Genomic DNA, 18,790 nt, shown 5'->3' with positions numbered 1-18,790 from the left:
CACTTAACCCTGTACTTACCTGCGGTTTTCAGCTTACCGAGGCTATTCAGCTACATTTAGGTTTAAGCAAGACCGAAGCAAAAAACAAGGCAATTGAACTTTTCAACGAGGTTCAACTCCCTCGTCCTGAAGCTATATTTAACAGCTATCCACACCAGATATCGGGTGGACAAAAGCAGCGGGTAATGATAGCGATGGCCCTATCCTGTAACCCGGAAATTTTAATAGCCGATGAACCTACCACAGCTTTAGATGTTACAGTACAAAAGGCCATCATTGATCTTTTAATAAAACTAAAAACTACCAGTTGCAGAAGCCTGATATTCATATCACATGATCTCGGTGTGATCAGGGAAATAGCCGACAGGGTTTTGGTGATGTACAAAGGCGATATTGTGGAGGAAGCCACAGTGACCGAGCTTTTCAACAATCCAAAACATCCGTACACCAAGGGTTTATTAGCTTGCAGACCGTCGCCCAATCAGCAATTGAAAAAACTCCCGGTTATTGCCGATTTTTTTGATGTAAATAACATGGCCGATAAACAATCGGCAACCATTGACAGTATTCGCACTTTATATAATTATTCTACAGCAGAAATAGCCCAAAGAAAAAAGGAACTTTATCAGCAACAACCTCTTTTAAAGATCAATAAACTTTCAACCTGGTTTCCGGTGCATACCGGTTTATTCGGTTCATCAGGTAAAGTGGTGAAAGCAGTAAACAATGTAAGTTTCGAGGTTTATCCCGGTGAAACACTGGGCCTGGTCGGTGAATCGGGCTGCGGTAAAACCACTTTGGGCCGTACCATTCTACGCCTGATTGAGCCCACATCGGGTGAAGTTAGTTTTCAAGGTACAGATTTAAGCAAGCTCAAAAAAAACGACCTTCGGAATATCAGGCGCGATATACAGATCATTTTCCAGGATCCATATTCCTCCTTAAACCCACGCTTAACCGTTGGCCAGTCAATCATGGAGCCCCTGCAGGTGCACCAGTTTTACAGTAACGATACCCAACGCAAGCAAAAGGTTTTAGAGCTATTGCAAAAAGTAAACCTGCTGCCTGAACATTTTAACCGTTATCCGCATGAGTTTTCGGGCGGGCAAAGGCAGCGTATCGTTATAGCCCGGGCATTGGCATTGCAGCCTAAATTCATTATTTGCGATGAATCAGTATCGGCGCTTGACGTATCGGTACAGGCACAGGTACTGAACCTGATCCGCGAATTGCAGGAAGAATTTAAACTGACGTACATTTTTATATCCCATGACCTGGCAGTTATCAAACATATATCAGACCGGATGATGGTTATGAATAAAGGCGAAATTGTAGAAACCGGTTACCCTGCTGATATTTATTATCGCCCGAAAGAAGAATACACTAAAAGATTAATAGCTTCAATACCAGGGGCATAATTAACAGTTATCTTTCAACCGTAGCTTACGTTTTTCTGCTGATTTGCTAATGTTCAAATTCTGTATCTTTGAACAAACATTTTTCTATGTCTAAAAAGAAAAACAATTCATCCATAGTACAGGTACTCACCCAAATGGTGCTTGACATATTTGAACAAAACGGTAATACACCACTCAACTATAAACAGGTTTCTGCAAAATTGAACGTTCGCGACCCTGAATCGCGCGAGATCATATTTGATATTTTAAAAGACGAGGCAAAAAAATCGGTACTTAAAGAGCTTTCACCCGGAAAATTTCAGTTGCTGGAATTAAAAACATTTGTTGAGGGCAAGGTTGATCTTACCAACGATGGCTCGGCATTTATTGTAACCGATGATGAGTTTGAGAGCGATATTTTTATTGCTCCCCGTAAATTACGCAATGCACTTAACGGCGATAGAGTTAAAGTATACGTATATGCCAAAAGCAAAGGCAAACGCAAAGAAGGCGAGATCATTGAAATTATTCAGCGTGCCAAAATGGAGTTTACTGGTGTGGTTAAACTATCAGAACGCTTTGCCTTTTTTATTCCGGACGACCGTAAAATGATGCACGATATTTTTATCCCCATAAGCGAATTAAACGGCGCTAAAAACGGGATAAAAGCAGTTGCCGAAATTACCGACTGGCCTACAGAAGCCAAAAACCCAATTGGCCGCATTAAACATGTTTTAGGTGCCCAGGGTGAGAATGATACCGAAATGAATGCCATTCTTGCCGAGTATGGTTTCCCACTATCATTCCCGGCTGAGGTTGAGCATGAATCTGAAGCTATTTCAGATGTGATAACTTCGGAAGAAATAGCCAGAAGGCGTGATTTCCGGAATGTTACCACATTCACCATTGACCCTTTTGATGCAAAGGATTTTGATGATGCCCTTTCCTTTAAGTTATTAGACAACGGAAATTACGAAGTCGGCATTCACATAGCGGATGTATCGCACTATATTGAGCCCGATTCTGCCCTGGATAAGGAAGCACTTGACCGTGCCACATCCGTTTACCTGGTTGACAGGGTGATACCTATGCTCCCCGAACGCCTTTCAAACGGACTATGTTCATTGCGGCCTAAAGAGGAAAAGCTTTGTTTTTCGGCGGTATTTGAACTGGACGAAAACGCTTATATCATTAATGAATGGTATGGTAAAACCATTATTTACTCAGACAGGCGCTTTACTTATGAAGAGGTACAGGAAGTAATTGAAAACAAGGCAGGCGAATTTGTAACTGAGATACTAAAACTAAACGAACTGGCTTATAAACTGCGCGAACGTAAATTTAAAAACGGAGCCATTAGCTTTGAGGCTACCGAAATTAAATTCAAGCTTGATGAGCATGGCAAACCCACCGGTGTTTATGTAAAAGAGCGTAAAGATGCCCACAAACTTATTGAAGATTTTATGCTTTTAGCTAACCGTAAGGTTGCTGAACATGTAAGCAAAATGGGTAAGGGAAAGCATAAATACACTTTTGTATACCGTACGCATGATTCGCCGAAGCCGGATGCTTTGACCAACTTTGCCCAGTTTGCAGCCCGCTTTGGTTATAAGATCAACACTAAATCAGATAAGGAAACGGCCAGATCGCTTAACTTTTTGATGGAAGATGTAGAGGGTAAAAAAGAACAGAATGTACTTACGCAATTAGCTATACGCTCAATGGCCAAAGCTATTTACACTACCAAAACTACCAGCCACTATGGTTTGGCCTTTGACCACTATACACACTTTACTTCACCCATACGCCGCTATCCTGATGTAATGGTGCACAGGCTTTTATTCCATTATTTAAACGGTGGGCAATCTGCCAATGCGGAATATTATGAGAAACTATGTTCGCACAGCTCGCAAATGGAAAAAAAAGCTGCTGATGCCGAACGTGCATCTATAAAATATAAACAAGCCGAATATCTGAAAGATCAGGTTGGCAATATATTCACCGGTATCATTTCGGGTGTTACCGAATGGGGTATGTATGTAGAAATTATAGAAAATAAATGCGAAGGTATGATACGCCTGCGTGATATAACCGATGATTTTTATACACTGGATGAAAAGAACTACGCTATCATTGGTCAACGTAAAAAGAAAATATACCAACTGGGTGATGAGGTCAGGATCAAAGTAAAAAACGTTGACCTTACCAAAAAACAAATCGATTTTTCGCTAATACAAGAGTAAATATATGAGTTGATTAAACTGGACTAAATCAACTACTGAACATAAAATATGAAACAACTTACAGACCTGCAGGCGCTGATAAATAATGCCGTTGATAAATTAAATTTCCCGAAGCACCCTGCCGAATTATATGAACCTATAAGTTACATATTAGCCTTGGGTGGTAAACGCCTGCGTCCTGCCCTGCTACTAATGGCCTGCGATCTTTTCGGTGGTGATGTAGAAAGCGCTGTTGAGCCTGCACTGGCCATAGAGGTATTTCACAACTTTACCCTGATGCATGATGACATCATGGATAATGCCCCTTTACGCCGCGGACAAGCTACCGTACATCAAAAATGGAACGCCAACGTGGCTATCCTCTCTGGCGATGCTATGATGGTAGAGTCAAATAAGTTGATGATGAAAGTGCCGGATACAATTCTGCGTAAAGTGATGGATGTTTTTAACGAAACTGCTACTGGAGTTTGCGAAGGCCAGCAAATTGATATGAGTTTTGAACAACGTGCCGATGTAAGCATTGACGAATACCTGAACATGATACGCCTTAAAACAGCCGTATTATTAGGCGGTACGTTAAAAATAGGCGCTATTATTGGCGGTGCAACCCCGGCCGATGCACAGCTGCTTTATGATTTTGGTGTTAACCTGGGTATAGCTTTCCAGCTACAGGATGATATATTGGATGTATACGGCGATCCTGATAAATTTGGTAAACAGGTAGGTGGCGATATTATATCCAACAAAAAAACATACCTGCTGATTAAAGCACTTGAACTGGCCAAAGATACCCAGTTAACTGAACTGAATAACTGGATAACTTCACAGGAGTTTGATAATCAGGAAAAGGTAAGTGCTGTAACAGGTTTGTATAATCAACTACAGATCAGAAACCATTCAGAAGAAGCCATGCAAATCTATTCAGATAAAGCATTTGATGCTCTTGACCGTGTAAACCTGCCTGATGACCGCATCCATTATTTAAGGCTTTTTGCCGATAGTTTACTGGTTAGGGAATATTGATTTTCATATCAATCGATACCCACACCAACAAAAAAAGCTCCGTTCAAATTGAACGAAGCTTTTTTTATATCTATGAAACTTAGCTAATTACTCAGCTGCTGCTTCTTCTGTAGCTTCTGTATCAGCTTTTTTTGCTTTTGGAGCTGCTGCCTTTTTTGCTTTTGGAGCTTCTTCTGCTGCAACTTCAGCAACTGGTGCTTCAACTGCTTTCTTTTCTGCTTTTACTTTAGGTGCAGGTGCTGCAACCTCAGCAACTGGTGCTGCTTCAACAGGAAGAACTGAAACGTATGAACGGTTATCAGCTTTCTTTCTGAAAACTACATGACCGTCAACTAACGCGAATAAAGTATGATCTTTACCAATACCTACGTTAACACCAGGATTGTGTTGGGTACCACGCTGACGAACGATGATGTTACCTGCAATTGCTGGTTGACCACCGAAAATTTTGATACCTAAACGTTTGCTATGCGACTCACGGCCGTTTCTGGAACTACCGGCCCCTTTTTTGTGTGCCATTTCTTAATATTTTTATGAGCCGATCAATCAGCTCGGTTTAAACTTTAATTATAATGTAATACCGGTGATCTCGATCTTGGTAAATTGCTGACGGTGACCGTTTTTCTTTTTGTAACCTTTTCTTCTTTTCTTTTTGAAGATGATCACTTTATCACCTTTTAAATGAGACACGATCTTAGCTGATACTTTAGCGCCTTTCAAATCAGTACCTAATTTGAATTTACCTTCGTTTTCTGCTAACAATACATTGTCAAATTCAATACTAGCGCCTTCATCGCCTTGTAATCTGTGTACAAAGATCTGCTGGTCTTTTGCAACTTTGAATTGCTGTCCTGCTATACTTACTATTGCGTACATGTTTGTTAATTATTGTTTTAAAATTCGAGGTGCAAATATAGGGATTGATTATTTAATAAACAATCCCTATATGTTTTTATTTTTTCAATCTTTCTTCGGCAGTGAGTAAACTTTGCTTAATTTCTTTGATCAGGGTTTTATTGGCATCTATTAGTCTAATATCGCCTACATACTCACTGTCAAACACAACCCTTTTACTTTTTTGCTTGTATTTAAACTCAATGATATAACGTATAGATTTATTTTTGCCTCCCTTACTGGTATCAGCCAGCTCTTTGGTCGGAAAATCCCAGAAACCCAGGTCGGCAGCTTTACGGTGCAAATAAAGCAAATCATCACTGGTAAGGCGCAGGTGCATTTTTACTAATGAGTCTCTCCTATCTACATATTGGTAATCGCCGGTCTTGGAATTATATTTATTTACCAAACTATCAACCGGACCGTACTCCAAAGACATGGACTGAAAATCAGAATACCTGTATGGAGCATTTTTGATCATCATACCATAATAATAAAAGCAGTAAAGTAAAAAAGGCACTATAATAGTAAGTGCAAAAAATATTTTTTTAGTACGATCAGACATTTTTAATTATTGAATTATAGAGTTATTGAATTATTGAATCAATTTCTGTGGAAGTATTTTTATCAAGTTCTCCTTCCCATTTACTTACTACAGCCGTAGCCATCGCATTGCCTAAAACATTGGTGGCCGACCGTCCCATATCCAACAGCGGGTCAATCCCGATCAGCAAAAACAAACCCGCTTCCGGTATATTAAACATAGATAAAGTAGCCGCTATTACCACCAGCGACGCCCGCGGCACTCCTGCCACACCTTTACTGGTTAGCATTAATACCAACAGCATGGATAGTTGATGTCCAAATGACAAATGAATATCATATGACTGTGCCAAAAACAACGAGGCAAAGGTCATATACATCATGGAACCATCCAGGTTAAAAGAATAACCCAAAGGCAATACAAAGCTCACAATTTTATTGCTGCATCCAAAGCGCTCCAATTCAATAAGCACGCGCGGATAGGCGGCTTCACTTGTTGAGGTACTAAAGGCAATGAGCATGGCATCTTTTATATTGCTTACCAGCCTGAATACCGATTTACGTAAAACCACAAACCCCGCCAAGATAATGACCAGCCAAAGCATGATGAGCGCGAAGTAAAACTCACTGATAAAGATACCATATGTAGATAATACCCCAAGCCCTTGTTTGGCAATAACAGCCGTAATAGCGCCAAAAACCGCTAATGGTGCCACTTTCATTACATAACCGGTTATTTTTAATATCACATGAGCTATGGCGTCCATAGCTTTGATCACAATTTTACCTTGCTCGCCTATGGCCGCTGTAGCTACGCCAAAAAACAAGGAGAATACAACGATCTGCAGTATCTCATTATTGGCCATAGCCTCAATAAAGCTCTTCGGAAAAACGTGGCCAATAAAATCAGTTAATGATAGTGCCGATTTTTTAATGCCTGTACTTAAATAACTGTTTGGCAAGGGCAGGTGCATCACCTTTCCGGGCTCGAAAAGGTTCACAAACAACATACCTAATAATAATGATACCAGGGTGGCGCTCAAAAACCAAAGCATGGTTTTACCACCTATACGACCAACCGCCTTAATATCTCCCACTTTAGCCACGCCTACTACCAACGTTGTAAAGACAAGCGGGGCCACGATCATTTTTATCAGCCTTAAAAATATGTCGCTTAAAATGGTAAATACCTCCAGTTTATCCTCGCGGATAGAATTGTTATCTTTACTGATCTTTAATTGCTGTATTTTTTCGGCTTTTAAGGCAATATATTGTGCAGTTGTAGTATCGTGCGATAAAACCAATTGGGTATTTATATCTTTTATATGAGCATCAGCGGTGCTAATATTTACATTGATGGCATTAATTACGCTAACATTATAAATGTATCCGGTTACAACGCCTAATATTAGCGCAATAAATATATAGAGTGTCAGGTTGCTTTTTTTTTGCATATAGCTGATTGCAGGGCGCTAAACTACAACTAATTAATATTTTGCTAAAATTTTAAAATACACATGAGCACCACTACCTACGGATTACAGCATATAAAAAAAGAAATTCAGCACTTGCCCCATGAGCAATTGAGCGAATTGCTGCTCCGTTTGGCACGCTATAAAAAAGAAAATAAAGAATTATTAGCATACCTATTGTTCGAGGCTCATGATGAGGTTGCCTTTATTGAAAAAGTAAAAGCCGAGGCTGGTTTTATGTTCAGTCAGCTGCCTGCCTTGAGTTATAACGCGGCTAAAAGCATGCGGAAAATTTTAAGATTATTGAGTAAATACATTAAATTTATAGGTACCAAGGAAGCAGAAATTGAATTGCTGATAAATTTTTGCGTGAACTATTTGGAATATGCCGACAGGCGTACAAACTATAAACCCATTAGGTTAATATTAACCAGGCAAGTAGAAAAGGTTAAGAATTTAATTGGCAAACTGCATGAAGACCTTCAGTTTGATTACGTGGAAGATTACAATACCTTACTTGCCAATGCAGAGAAAAAACTGGGTTGGTTTAAAAAGAATGATTACCTGTTGTAACATACAGCATAATTAAGCATCTAAACAGAAAAAACTATTAATACTGTGGCCAACAAAGAAGCAGCATTCAAGCAAATATATGAAGCTAATTCTAAAAAGATATTCCACTTGTGCTATGGTTATACCGGCGATGATGATGCCGCTAATGACCTTTTACAGGAAACCTTTTTAAAAGTTTGGCAAAATTTAGAAAAATTCCGAAACCAGGCCATGATATCAACCTGGATTTACCGCATTGCCGTTAACACTTGCTTAACCTATCTACGATCAGAAAAACGACAGGCTAAAGATGAACTTACCCCGCAAATAGCCGAAACTAAAAGGGAAGAACTATCGGATAAAAACGAGAAGGTGGCTTTGCTGTACAAATGTATTTCAAAGCTGGAAGAGTCAGAAAGGATTATAATAACTATGGTGCTTGATGAAGTACCGTACCCCGAAATAGCAGATATTTCGGGCATATCGGAAGGAAACCTGAGGGTGAAGATTTATCGTATAAAACAAAAATTAACTGAATTATATAACCAGTATGAAAGACTTTGATCATTTGATGTCGGTTTGGCAGGGACAGCCAAAGCCAGATCAGCTTTCAGTGGATGAGGTGCTGAAGCAGGTAAAGAAGGGGATTCGCAGCATAACTACAAAGTTGTACTGGAGTATAGTGGCTATGGTGGTGATAACGGTATTTGCTTTTATTATCACATTTTTTCTGGCCTTTAAATCGTGGGTTACCACAGTAGGTATTTTAATTGTATTGGTCACCATGCTCATGTACCTATCACTCATTGTGAGGCACTATCACATATTAAGCAAGCGCGATGCAACCCTTAACCCCTCCGAATATCTTGACAGCCTGAAAGCATATCAAAAAAACAGAACCAAAGTTATCGGATGGTTCTATTACATATACACGCTGCTCATCAGCGCCGGCCTTGCTATGTATCTGATAGAATTGCTGGAAACGGCTTCCCTCCCATTCAAACTCATCACCTACGGATCAACCATCATCTGGTTTTTGTTCACCACATTTTATTTAAAACCCCGGATGTTTAAAAACGAAGAGGAAAAACTCAACCTGATGATTGACCGGTTGGTTCGTTTACAGGAGCAATTTGATTAAGCTATTATTGTTCTATGTTTGAATATAACATCACCATAAAGCAAGCTACAATTGCCGACGCTGAAACTTTGCGCCTACTGAGTCAGGAAACTTTTTATTACTTTTTTGGGCCACTAAATGATAAGGAAAACATGGATAACTATGCATCCTCGGCCTTTACTTCTGCAAAAATTGAAGCCGAACTTAATGACCAAAATTCTCATTTCTATTTCGCCATTCTTGATGGACAGCTTACCGGCTACATCAAACTAAATTTCGGACCAGCTCAAACCGAATTTCAAGATGATCATTCGCTTGAGGTGGAACGCATTTATGTATTAGCAGAACACCATAGTAAAAAGATTGGTCATCAGTTACTCAACTTCGCCATACAAACCGCGGTTGATAAAGGGTTTAATTACATTTGGCTGGGTGTCTGGGAGCATAATCATAAGGCTATTAGCTTTTATGAAAAACACGGGTTTCAATTATTTGGTAGTCATCCGTTTATGCTGGGTGAAGATAAGCAAATTGATCTGCTCATGAAAAAAGAGTTAGTTGTCTGATCCAGGATTTTCATGATGAATTGGATTACCCGTATTTAAAAAATGATATAATCCGGCAATCCTTCAAAACATAGTGGAGGCAATAATTATCTCTGTGTAAAAAATCCTGTCATCCGTTAATCTTAAGAATCCCGGTTCAGACAAAATACAAAATCAATCCTTTAAAAAAGGATTAAAGTTACGCGTACCTATTTCCATTCCTGCGGCACGGCATACGGTTTTATCACCAAATTTAAAGTTGATAGTATCCATTGCCTGATAAAGTCGGATTCGCTCCTCATTGTCTTCAAATAAATTAATCTGGTAACTGCCGCTGCAAAGATCACTTAATCGTACTCCAATAAGCCGGATGGGCCGGTGCTGGTTCCAGGCCTTTTTAAGTAGGTTCTTTATTCCGGGAATCAATATATGTTCGGCCGCGGTAAGTGGTATTTTTTGCTGCTGGGTATGCGTTTCAAAATTGGCATAACGTATTTTAATGGCCATACATGACGACAGTTTATTTTCCCGGCGCAACTTACCGGATAGTTCTTCTGTCATTGAAACCAGAACTGTTTCAAGCGTACGCTTGTCGTTCACGTTATTCATAAAAGTATGCTCGGTTGAAATGGATTTTCTGTCAGAGTAAGGTATGATCTCACTATGATCAATACCGTGGGCTTTTTCCCACAAATATTTACCTGCCTTACCAAAAACAGCCTCCAGGAAACGGATATTAGTTTTTTGAAGATCGCCAATTTTTTCAATACCATACTGATACAGTTTTTGGCAGGTACTTTCGCCCAGGCCCGGTATTTTGCCAATATTCAGGGGGGCCAAAAATTGCAGTTCTTCGCCATGCTTAATAAATAGTTCTCCATTAGGCTTTGCCTGGTTAGTAGCCATTTTGGCTACGGTTTTGCCAGATGCCATACCAAAAGAAATAGGCAGCCCCGTTTCCCGGATAACTTTTTGCCGCAGATCTGAAGCTATCTGGTAGCAATTGTAATAACGATCCATTCCGGTTAGGTCAATATAAAACTCATCAACGGAGGTTTTCTGATATAGCGGCACCGAATCATGAATGATCTTGGTAACCTCACGCGAAGCTTCCGAATAACGGCCATGAGTACCATGTATCACAATAGCATGCGGACAAAGCTTTACGGCCTGCCTGGTAGGCATGGCTGAATGTACGCCATATTTACGCGCTTCATAACTACATGAAGACACCACTCCTCTTTCTACCGAACCGCCAATGATAACCGCCTTACCTATCAGCTCGGGATTAAATTTGCGTTCAACCGATACAAAAAACGAGTCAAGGTCTATATGTACAATATGTCGCTTAACATCCATGTACAAATATGAAAATAAATTCAGTATTTTACTAAAAATATTAGCATTTTTGTTTCTCTAAAACCATTGCCATGTACATGTATGAAGATTATTTAATGCTGCTTTCGCCCCCTGAAGCTGTAAAGCACGAGATTGCACGCTATAAAAAAGCATCGGCTAAATTAATTGGCAATTACAAAAGCATGGATTCTCCGGCGCATATTTCGATTCAACACCTGGACCGGCAAAAACCATTTATGGCTGAAACCAATGTAGCTAAGTTGGAAAACAGCCTAAATGAGCTACCACCTATTTTGTTACATATTGATGGCTTCAAATACTTTAGTCATTTGCATAGCAAAATGACCATTTATGCCCATATCAGGATCACTCCTGCAGTAGATGAGTGGTTTAGCTTGTTAAAGAAAAAACTATATATCAAAAAAACCATAGTCCCGCATATAACTGTTACCCGGGATATTCAGGAGAAAGATTTTAACCTGTTATGGCCGCATTTCAGGCATAAAAAGCTGGTAGAGCCATTTTGGGTAAACGAGCTAAGAATGTTAAAACGCGAATCATTTGCCTCATCACCGCAATGGATACCCTATAAAATTTTTGAGTTTAAAAATTTAAAAAATGTAGTCAACAACGCCGAAAGCATCATTGATCGCCAAACTGCTGCAGAAAATCAGATAAACTTATTTTAAAATCAGACATTATGGATTACAAAGATTATTTGACCATTATATCACCTCCAGAACGAGTAAATGATAAGATCAGGTTATTCAAACGTGCCTGTGGTAACAGTATTGGTAAATTCCCGGGCATGTATGCTAAAGCGCATATATCTTTTGATATTATCAGGGATAGCATTGACAAACACAGTAAAACACCGTTGACACTTAAGCCATTTTATGAACTGGTTGATTTCAAGATCAGAACCATACCAGCACATGAACTCAAAATAAACGGCTTTGATTTTTTTTGCCACGGGCCAAATTTCAGAACCATTTATGCGGCTTTAGAAATGAACGAAGATACAGAGAACTGGTTCCGCACTGTTAAACAAGCTTTGAGGATAAATAGAAAATTGAAACCTCATATTACCATAACCAGAAAGATTTCGACTGAGTTTTTCAATGTTTTGTGGCCTTATTTTCAAAATACCGAGTATCAGGATTCATTTGAGGCTGAATCTTTACTCATATTGGAAAAAGAAAGCGGTAATCCTTTTAACCATTATAAGGAGTATAAAAAGCTGCCCTTCGCTAAAAAATGATGTGGATTTTAGTTCTTATTTTGCTACACTGAAGCCAAAATACCCTTAACAACCTAATGCACAATTATTTAACTTTTTTAACAATTTATTAACCATAAACAAACCTTTTTCTATATTTGCGCCGGGGTAAGTCTTTTACGGCCAGCTCCTCTTGAACTCCCCCAGGGTGGGAACACAGCAAGGGTAGAGAGTTGAGCGGCGCGATAAAAGTAGCTTACCCTTTTTTATTTTCTTTATTTTTGCCGCACGGCAAACGGGCTTAAACCCATCTGCAGGTTTATTAGTTCTCAAAGTCATAATTTTAATTAAATGCTCGATATACTCATTATAGGCGGCGGCCCAATAGGTTTAGCTTGCGGATTGGCTGCTCAAAAAGCAGGTTTAAGTTTTGTAATTATTGAAAAAGGCTGCCTGGTTAACTCATTGTATAATTATCCATCAACCATGACATTTTTCTCTACCTCCGAGAAATTGGAAATTGGTGGTGTACCCTTCGTAACTGTACATAATAAACCTACCCGTGCCGATGCGTTGGAATATTATCGCCGTGTTGCGTTATCCAATCACTTACCCATTAATTTGTTTGAGGAAGTTACAAACGTAACAAATGAAAACGAAAGCTATACGATTACCACCAGCAAAGCAACTTACCAAGCCAGAAAGGTGATATTATCGACCGGCTTTTATGATATAGCTGTTAACCTGGATATCCCAGGCGAAGAGCTGCCTAAAGTAAAACACTACTACCAGGACCCTCACTATTACACTTTACAAAAAGTGGTTGTAGTCGGTTCAAGCAATTCGGCCATTGATGTGGCCCTGGAAACCTACCGCAAAGGAGCTGAGGTTACCCTGGTAGTGCGCGACAGTGAGATCAGTCAACGGGTAAAATATTGGGTAAGGCCAGATATTATTAACCGCATCAAGGAAGGCAGTATCAAAGCATATTTTAACTCTAACCTGCAAACCATCCGTGAGCACGAAGTGGATATTCAAACACCGGATGGGCTCATTACCATACCCAATGATTTTGTTATGGCTATGACAGGTTATAAACCCAACTTTAATTTCCTGAAAAAATTGGGCATCATTTTGTCTGATGATAAATTCGTCCCTCAGTACAATCATGAAACTATGGAAACTAACCTTCCAGGCTTATATCTTGCCGGAGTGGTATGCGGAGGCTTGGATACACACTTATGGTTTATTGAAAATTCCCGTATCCATGCTGATATGATCATCGCTGACATTATAGCTAAACGATGATCAAATACTAATAGCATTTAAAACATCAATAATGTTATTGATGTTTTTTTATTTTTATAGAACTATGCAATACATAATACTATATAAAACATGTATCTTTATTTAAATTTTAAATCAATTAAGTTAAAGACCATGAAATCAACCCTTTTCACCTTGTTGCTGCTAGTAGCCAGCAGCGTGGTATGCTTCGCCCAGTGCGACAAAAACTTACATTTATCCTCATCAAAAACAGAACATCTTGACTCTGGCAATAATCTGGAGAGTACTGCTGATGAACAAACGCTTATCGACATAAGCAAATCGAATATTTTTGTAGTGATTGAAGGCGAAAATGGAAAGCAAACATTAACCGGAGTAATAAAATCAAACACATGTAATTGGCAAACTCCGTTTAAAGAAGGAAAAACAGTTATCAACACCACAATCAGCGATGAAAACGGAGATGGTACAAAGGATTATACAGTAACTATCGAAGGTAAAGACGGAAAACTTACACTAACCGCGGAAAGCTTACAAATGCCAGATAGAAAGCTAAGATTACCATTGGATAAATTTGAAGAAAAGAAATAGCCAAAAACAAAATCAATCCTGACACAAGCATGGTGACTTACAACAAAGTACAGATCACTATGCTTGTGTTTTTACTTAATATAAACTGAACATCATTAAATCATTTTTTTCTTGCATAAACAAAAATTAATGCGATACTTTGCAAAAAATTAAAAAACACAGTAATATCCCAATAAAATGAACATACAAAGCTTAAATAAGCCCGCAATAAGAGCAACGTTTGCTCCGGCTGCCGCTGCTTTGGTTTCAACTGTTTTTTTAAGTTGCCCTTCCCGACGAAGGCCCTATATGCCAAGGGTTTGAATCAAATTCCCCAATTAAATTCCCTAAAAGAAAGTTTTTAAACTTCTTTTAAAAAAAACCATCTAATTATTAAGGCTGTTAAGCCAATTAATTTAACGGTAATATCTATTTTAATGACCATACAAGATTTTGATATTAAGGTTGCTACAGCCCAGCATGTAGATTATGCCACCCAGATATGTGTTGAAATGGCCGAATCGGCCAAAGCTCGTGGTACCGGTATTGCCCAGCGTTCGCCAGAATACGTAGCTAATAAGATGTTAGAAGGCAAAGCCGTAATTGCGCTGCATAAAGACGGCACCTGGGCTGGCTTTTGCTATATAGAAACATGGAGTCATGGCGACTTTGTGGCCAATTCGGGTTTAATAGTTAATCCGCAGTTTCGTAAAGCAGGCTTGGCTAAGGCAATAAAGCACAGAATATTTGAACTTTCCAGAACGAAATATCCTAACGCTAAAATTTTTGGTCTAACTACAGGTTTGGCAGTAATGAAGATCAATTCTGAACTTGGATACGAACCTGTTACTTATTCTGAACTTACCCAGGACGAGAACTTTTGGGCCGGCTGCAAAAGCTGTGTGAACTATGATATATTAACCAGTAAAGAACGTAAAAACTGCATGTGCACAGCCATGCTGTTTGACCCCGAAGAAAAAGCAAAACAGGATGCCGAAAAAATGAAGCGCATTACGCATAAAGCTACCTTGCTTGAGCGTATTGAAAATGCCATTAAGAAGCGCATAGGCCAGGATCATTAAGTTAAAGCGGAAAAGCCTGAACAGGACATTTTAAAAGAAACAAGTACACATAAATTGAAAGACAAAGCTTTAAGCCTTCCGCTTTGAGCTTTAACCTCTAAAAAAAGATGAAGAAAAAAGTTGTATTAGCTTATAGCGGGGGTTTAGATACCTCATTTTGCTGTATTTATTTAACGCAGGATCTTGGTTACGAAGTTCACTCTGTTATTGTAAACACTGGCGGTTTTAGTGACGAAGAATTAAAAGGAGTTGAAGAACGTGCCTACAAAATGGGAGTTACATCGCACCATGTGGTTGATGAAACTAAAAACTTTTACAACACCTGTGTTCGCTTTTTAATTTATGGTAACGTTTTAAAAAACAATACCTACCCGCTTTCTGTAAGTGCTGAGCGCGTTAGTCAAGCTACCGCTATTGCCAACTACGCTAAAGAAATAGGTGCCGAATTTGTAGCACATGGCAGTACTGGCGCCGGTAACGACCAGGTGCGTTTTGATATGATCTTTAATATCCTGGTACCTCAGGTAAAGATCATAACCCCTATCCGCGATCTGAAACTGAGCCGCGAAGAAGAGATCGAGTATCTTAAAAAACACGGCGTTGATATGAACTTTGAAAAAGCAAAGTATTCTATCAATAAAGGTATCTGGGGCACTTCTGTAGGTGGTAAAGAAACCCTTACCTCTAACTTAGGTTTACCTGAAGATGCATGGCCTACCCAGGTTACAGAATCTGAAGTAAAAAACCTGGAGCTTGTTTTTGAAAAAGGCGAGCTGGTTGGTATAGATACCGAAAGATTCGATCATCCAACTAAAGCTATACAGGCTTTGCAAGCTATTGCACAACCTTACGGCATTGGCCGCGATATTCACGTGGGCGATACCATTATAGGCATTAAAGGCCGTGTAGGCTTTGAAGCCGCGGCCCCAATGGTGATCATCAAAGCTCATCATACCTTAGAGAAACATGTATTAACCAAATGGCAGCTTTCATGGAAAGATCAGTTAGCTTCTTTTTATGGCAACTGGTTGCATGAAGGACAGTTCCATGATCCAATCATGCGTAACATAGAAGCATTTTTAACTGATACCCAGCAATATGTTAGCGGCAAGGTATTTGTTCAATTGCATCCATACCGTTTCCAGGTGGTTGGTATTGAGTCTGATCATGATCTGATGTCGAACAAATTTGGTAGCTACGGCGAAATGAACAATGCATGGAGCGGTGAAGATGTAAAAGGTTTCTCAAAAATATTCGGAAACCAGGTGATGATTTACCATAAAGTTAATGCCCAATCTCAAAATGATTAATAAAGCTTTTTCAAAAGGTGAATGTATAAAGCACTACAACTGGGGCGACGATTGTCACGGCTGGACCTTTATTGATACCGAAGCACTATCCGTTAAGCAGGAATTAATGCCGCCAGATACTGCCGAGCAATTACATTACCACGAAAAGGCCAAGCAGCTATTTTTCATTTTAAAAGGACGGGCAACTTTCTCTATCGACGGTAACATTACCGAACTGAAACCAGAACAAGGCATTGAAATATTGCCTGGCCAAAAACATTTTATCAGTAATAACGACCGGAGCGATCTGGAGTTTATTTTATATTCATATCCATCAACAAACCATGACAGAATCAACATCAAATAAGGTACGTGCCGGTATTATTGGCGGCGCTGGCTATACCGGCGGCGAAATGCTGCGTATTCTGATCAATCACCCCAACGTTGACATTGTTTTTGTACATAGCAACAGTAATACAGGCAACCATGTTTATGAGGTACATACCGATTTGTTTGGCGATACCAACCTGAGATTTTCGGGCGAAATGTCGTTTGCTATTGATGTACTGTTTTTATGTGTTGGTCATGGCGATGCTAAAAAGTTTTTGGAAGCCAATGAAATTCCGGATAGTATTAAAATCATTGATTTGAGCCAGGATTTCCGTTTAAGCCAAAATTCAAAAATCAAGAATAAAAGCTTTGTTTACGGCTTGCCTGAGTTAAACAGAGCGGCTATTAAAACAGCTCAAAATATCGCCAATCCTGGATGTTTTGCAACCTGTTTACAATTGGGCCTTCTACCGCTTGCATCAAAAGGTTTGTTAAAAAGTGATGTGCATGTAGCGGCTACTACAGGATCAACCGGTGCCGGTCAAAGTTTAGCCCCTACCTCTCACTTCACCTGGAGAAATGATAACTTATCTGTTTATAAGGCGTTTAATCACCAGCACTTAAATGAAATTGGCCAATCATTAAGCCAGTTGCAAAATGGGTTTAATCATTCTATCAATTTTATACCTTACCGTGGTGATTTTACCCGCGGCATCATTGCTTCTATATATACCGACAGTGATTTAACTTCTGAAGCTGCATTGAAGCTCTATCATGATTATTACGAGAACGATCCGTTTACGCATGTAACCAGTCGTAATATTGATCTGAAACAGATTGTAAATACCAACAAGTGCTTTATACAGGTAAGCAAACACGAAGGCAAACTATTGATCATAAGCATATTAGATAACCTACTTAAAGGTGCATCAGGCCAGGCAGTTCAAAACATGAACCTGCTATTTGGCCTGGATGAACGAGCCGGGCTGCGTTTAAAGGCAGCCGCATTTTAAGCATCTTCACCCTGAACGGTGAATAATTATTCCATTGTTTAACTTTTAAGATTTTATCTAACAGAATGAATTTATTTGACGTATATCCTGTTAACCCCATCAATATAGTAAGAGGCCAGGGCAGTCTGGTTTATGATAACCACAATAATGAATACCTGGATATGTACGGCGGTCATGCCGTTATATCAATCGGTCACACTCATCCTTATTATGTAAAACGTTTAGAGGATCAGTTGCACCAGTTGGGCTTTTATTCTAACTCTATCGAGATACCAATTCAAAAAGAGCTAGCTCAAAAATTAGGTAAAGTTTCAGGAAAAGAGGACTACCAGTTGTTTTTATGTAATTCTGGTGCCGAAGCTAACGAGAACGCTTTAAAGCTGGCCTCATTTTACAATGGCAAGAAAAAGGTAATTGCATTTACCAAAGCATTTCATGGTCGTACTTCTTTAGCGGTTGCAGTTACCGATAACCCTAAAATTATTGCGCCGGTTAATGAAACCGACAATGTAATATTTTTGCCCTGGGCAGACGAAACTGCTTTGGAACAAGCCTTCGTCAACAATGAAGTATCATCAGTAATTATTGAAGGTATACAGGGCGTTGGCGGCATTCAGGTTGCTCCTTCAAGCTTCCTGCAAAAAATACGCTCACTTTGCGATCAGTATAATGCCGTTTTCATTGCCGATTCTGTACAGTGTGGTTACGGCCGTACCGGTAAGTTTTTTTCACAGGATTTTGCCGGCATTAATGCCGACATTTACAGTATGGCCAAAGGTATGGGTAATGGTTTCCCGGTTGGAGGCATTATCATTTCGCCTAAAATCCAACCTGCTTATGGCATGTTAGGTA

At 39.4% G+C, this 18,790-nt stretch carries 21 protein-coding genes and 1 other RNA gene; 17 read left to right on the top strand and 5 right to left on the bottom strand.

Translation table 11 applies throughout. From position 1 onward, the window contains the following. The 3 genes from AAGC65_RS18345 to AAGC65_RS18335 all read left to right on the top strand — a co-directional run. Window positions 1–1,418: ABC transporter ATP-binding protein (locus tag AAGC65_RS18345; RefSeq protein ID WP_343113917.1), on the top strand; the 1,418-nt coding region annotated here is incomplete at its 5' end. 86 nt (window positions 1,419–1,504) lie between these two features. Beyond that, a complete protein-coding gene (gene rnr, locus AAGC65_RS18340) occupies window positions 1,505–3,640 on the top strand; it encodes a ribonuclease R (protein ID WP_343113916.1) in 2,136 nt (711 codons plus the stop codon). A gap of 48 nt (window positions 3,641–3,688) precedes the next feature. After that, window positions 3,689–4,663 (top strand): polyprenyl synthetase family protein, encoded by a 975-nt coding sequence (locus tag AAGC65_RS18335; protein WP_343113915.1) that lies wholly within the window; start codon window positions 3,689–3,691, stop codon window positions 4,661–4,663. 87 nt (window positions 4,664–4,750) lie between these two features. Here AAGC65_RS18335 and rpmA read toward each other — a convergent pair whose 3' ends face one another. The 4 genes from rpmA to AAGC65_RS18315 form a co-directional block, all read right to left on the bottom strand. After that, window positions 4,751–5,182 (bottom strand): 50S ribosomal protein L27, encoded by a 432-nt coding sequence (gene rpmA, locus AAGC65_RS18330; protein ID WP_343113914.1) that lies wholly within the window; start codon window positions 5,180–5,182, stop codon window positions 4,751–4,753. Between the two features lie 48 nt (window positions 5,183–5,230). Continuing rightward, window positions 5,231–5,539, bottom strand: coding sequence for a 50S ribosomal protein L21 (gene rplU / locus AAGC65_RS18325; RefSeq protein ID WP_343113913.1), 309 nt, complete (start codon window positions 5,537–5,539; stop codon window positions 5,231–5,233). A gap of 76 nt (window positions 5,540–5,615) precedes the next feature. Beyond that, on the bottom strand, window positions 5,616–6,122 hold the full coding sequence (locus AAGC65_RS18320) for a hypothetical protein (protein WP_343113912.1): 507 nt from the start codon (window positions 6,120–6,122) through the stop codon (window positions 5,616–5,618). 22 nt (window positions 6,123–6,144) lie between these two features. Beyond that, entirely contained in the window at window positions 6,145–7,554 is a 1,410-nt protein-coding gene (locus tag AAGC65_RS18315; protein ID WP_343113911.1) for a cation:dicarboxylate symporter family transporter, read from the bottom strand. Window positions 7,555–7,617: 63 nt separating this feature from the next. On the opposite strand from AAGC65_RS18315, the gene AAGC65_RS18310 reads away from it, so the two are divergent. Genes AAGC65_RS18310 through AAGC65_RS18295 form a run of 4 tightly spaced genes read left to right on the top strand, consistent with a single transcriptional unit; the run spans window position 7,618 to window position 9,810 of the window. After that, complete coding sequence (locus AAGC65_RS18310; RefSeq protein WP_343113910.1) at window positions 7,618–8,145, top strand: hypothetical protein; 528 nt, start codon at window positions 7,618–7,620, stop codon at window positions 8,143–8,145. Between the two features lie 45 nt (window positions 8,146–8,190). After that, window positions 8,191–8,688 carry an RNA polymerase sigma factor gene (locus AAGC65_RS18305; RefSeq protein WP_343113909.1) on the top strand — a complete coding sequence of 166 codons (498 nt, stop codon included), beginning with the start codon at window positions 8,191–8,193 and terminating at the stop codon, window positions 8,686–8,688. Next, a complete protein-coding gene (locus tag AAGC65_RS18300) occupies window positions 8,675–9,265 on the top strand; it encodes a hypothetical protein (RefSeq protein ID WP_343113908.1) in 591 nt (196 codons plus the stop codon). The genes AAGC65_RS18305 and AAGC65_RS18300 overlap by 14 nt, the downstream gene beginning before the upstream one ends. Window positions 9,266–9,279: 14 nt before the next feature. Continuing rightward, window positions 9,280–9,810, top strand: a complete 531-nt coding sequence (locus AAGC65_RS18295) for a GNAT family N-acetyltransferase (protein ID WP_343113907.1) — start codon at window positions 9,280–9,282, stop codon at window positions 9,808–9,810. Window positions 9,811–9,963: 153 nt separating this feature from the next. On the opposite strand, the gene dinB is transcribed toward AAGC65_RS18295, so the two are convergent. Then, the gene (gene dinB / locus AAGC65_RS18290) at window positions 9,964–11,148 is read right to left on the bottom strand and encodes a DNA polymerase IV (protein ID WP_343113906.1); all 1,185 of its coding nucleotides are present in this window, start codon (window positions 11,146–11,148) and stop codon (window positions 9,964–9,966) included. Between the two features lie 71 nt (window positions 11,149–11,219). On the opposite strand from dinB, the gene AAGC65_RS18285 reads away from it, so the two are divergent. The 10 genes from AAGC65_RS18285 to AAGC65_RS18240 all read left to right on the top strand — a co-directional run. Further along, window positions 11,220–11,837 (top strand): 2'-5' RNA ligase family protein, encoded by a 618-nt coding sequence (locus AAGC65_RS18285; RefSeq protein WP_343113905.1) that lies wholly within the window; start codon window positions 11,220–11,222, stop codon window positions 11,835–11,837. Between the two features lie 11 nt (window positions 11,838–11,848). Then, window positions 11,849–12,409 carry a hypothetical protein gene (locus AAGC65_RS18280; protein ID WP_343113904.1) on the top strand — a complete coding sequence of 187 codons (561 nt, stop codon included), beginning with the start codon at window positions 11,849–11,851 and terminating at the stop codon, window positions 12,407–12,409. Window positions 12,410–12,533: 124 nt separating this feature from the next. Further along, window positions 12,534–12,632: signal recognition particle sRNA small type (gene ffs / locus AAGC65_RS18275), an RNA gene on the top strand. 86 nt (window positions 12,633–12,718) lie between these two features. Beyond that, entirely contained in the window at window positions 12,719–13,675 is a 957-nt protein-coding gene (locus AAGC65_RS18270) for a YpdA family putative bacillithiol disulfide reductase (RefSeq protein ID WP_343113903.1), read from the top strand. Between the two features lie 132 nt (window positions 13,676–13,807). Beyond that, window positions 13,808–14,245, top strand: a complete 438-nt coding sequence (locus AAGC65_RS18265; RefSeq protein ID WP_343113902.1) for a hypothetical protein — start codon at window positions 13,808–13,810, stop codon at window positions 14,243–14,245. A gap of 416 nt (window positions 14,246–14,661) precedes the next feature. After that, the gene (locus AAGC65_RS18260) at window positions 14,662–15,306 is read left to right on the top strand and encodes a GNAT family N-acetyltransferase (protein ID WP_343113901.1); all 645 of its coding nucleotides are present in this window, start codon (window positions 14,662–14,664) and stop codon (window positions 15,304–15,306) included. Between the two features lie 107 nt (window positions 15,307–15,413). Next, window positions 15,414–16,616 (top strand): argininosuccinate synthase, encoded by a 1,203-nt coding sequence (gene argG / locus AAGC65_RS18255; RefSeq protein WP_343113900.1) that lies wholly within the window; start codon window positions 15,414–15,416, stop codon window positions 16,614–16,616. Beyond that, window positions 16,609–16,962, top strand: a complete 354-nt coding sequence (locus AAGC65_RS18250) for a cupin domain-containing protein (protein WP_343113899.1) — start codon at window positions 16,609–16,611, stop codon at window positions 16,960–16,962. Before argG ends, AAGC65_RS18250 begins: the two co-directional genes overlap by 8 nt. Then, complete coding sequence (argC, locus tag AAGC65_RS18245) at window positions 16,940–17,938, top strand: N-acetyl-gamma-glutamyl-phosphate reductase (protein WP_343113898.1); 999 nt, start codon at window positions 16,940–16,942, stop codon at window positions 17,936–17,938. Before AAGC65_RS18250 ends, argC begins: the two co-directional genes overlap by 23 nt. 65 nt (window positions 17,939–18,003) lie before the next feature. After that, the coding region (locus tag AAGC65_RS18240) for an aminotransferase class III-fold pyridoxal phosphate-dependent enzyme (RefSeq protein WP_343113897.1) at window positions 18,004–18,790 on the top strand (787 nt) is incomplete at its 3' end.

The sequence above is a fragment of the Mucilaginibacter sp. genome (assembly GCF_039207105.1).
Lineage (GTDB): Bacteria > Bacteroidota > Bacteroidia > Sphingobacteriales > Sphingobacteriaceae > Mucilaginibacter.
This window is presented reverse-complemented; position numbering and strand designations above follow the sequence as displayed.

Bases quoted from the DNA above. Each gene is read 5' to 3' on its own strand.
- AAGC65_RS18315 (WP_343113911.1), bottom strand. From the start codon at position 7,554: ATGCAAAAAAAAAGCAACCTGACACTCTATATATTTATTGCGCTAATA.
- rpmA (WP_343113914.1), bottom strand. From the start codon at position 5,182: ATGGCACACAAAAAAGGGGCCGGTAGTTCCAGAAACGGCCGTGAGTCG.
- AAGC65_RS18335 (WP_343113915.1), top strand. From the start codon at position 3,689: ATGAAACAACTTACAGACCTGCAGGCGCTGATAAATAATGCCGTTGAT.
- dinB (WP_343113906.1), bottom strand. From the start codon at position 11,148: ATGGATGTTAAGCGACATATTGTACATATAGACCTTGACTCGTTTTTT.
- argC (WP_343113898.1), top strand. From the start codon at position 16,940: ATGACAGAATCAACATCAAATAAGGTACGTGCCGGTATTATTGGCGGC.
- AAGC65_RS18280 (WP_343113904.1), top strand. From the start codon at position 11,849: ATGGATTACAAAGATTATTTGACCATTATATCACCTCCAGAACGAGTA.
- AAGC65_RS18285 (WP_343113905.1), top strand. From the start codon at position 11,220: ATGTACATGTATGAAGATTATTTAATGCTGCTTTCGCCCCCTGAAGCT.
- AAGC65_RS18310 (WP_343113910.1), top strand. From the start codon at position 7,618: ATGAGCACCACTACCTACGGATTACAGCATATAAAAAAAGAAATTCAG.
- AAGC65_RS18270 (WP_343113903.1), top strand. From the start codon at position 12,719: ATGCTCGATATACTCATTATAGGCGGCGGCCCAATAGGTTTAGCTTGC.
- AAGC65_RS18250 (WP_343113899.1), top strand. From the start codon at position 16,609: ATGATTAATAAAGCTTTTTCAAAAGGTGAATGTATAAAGCACTACAAC.
- rplU (WP_343113913.1), bottom strand. From the start codon at position 5,539: ATGTACGCAATAGTAAGTATAGCAGGACAGCAATTCAAAGTTGCAAAA.
- AAGC65_RS18260 (WP_343113901.1), top strand. From the start codon at position 14,662: ATGACCATACAAGATTTTGATATTAAGGTTGCTACAGCCCAGCATGTA.
- AAGC65_RS18265 (WP_343113902.1), top strand. From the start codon at position 13,808: ATGAAATCAACCCTTTTCACCTTGTTGCTGCTAGTAGCCAGCAGCGTG.
- argG (WP_343113900.1), top strand. From the start codon at position 15,414: ATGAAGAAAAAAGTTGTATTAGCTTATAGCGGGGGTTTAGATACCTCA.
- AAGC65_RS18300 (WP_343113908.1), top strand. From the start codon at position 8,675: ATGAAAGACTTTGATCATTTGATGTCGGTTTGGCAGGGACAGCCAAAG.
- AAGC65_RS18320 (WP_343113912.1), bottom strand. From the start codon at position 6,122: ATGTCTGATCGTACTAAAAAAATATTTTTTGCACTTACTATTATAGTG.
- AAGC65_RS18295 (WP_343113907.1), top strand. From the start codon at position 9,280: ATGTTTGAATATAACATCACCATAAAGCAAGCTACAATTGCCGACGCT.
- rnr (WP_343113916.1), top strand. From the start codon at position 1,505: ATGTCTAAAAAGAAAAACAATTCATCCATAGTACAGGTACTCACCCAA.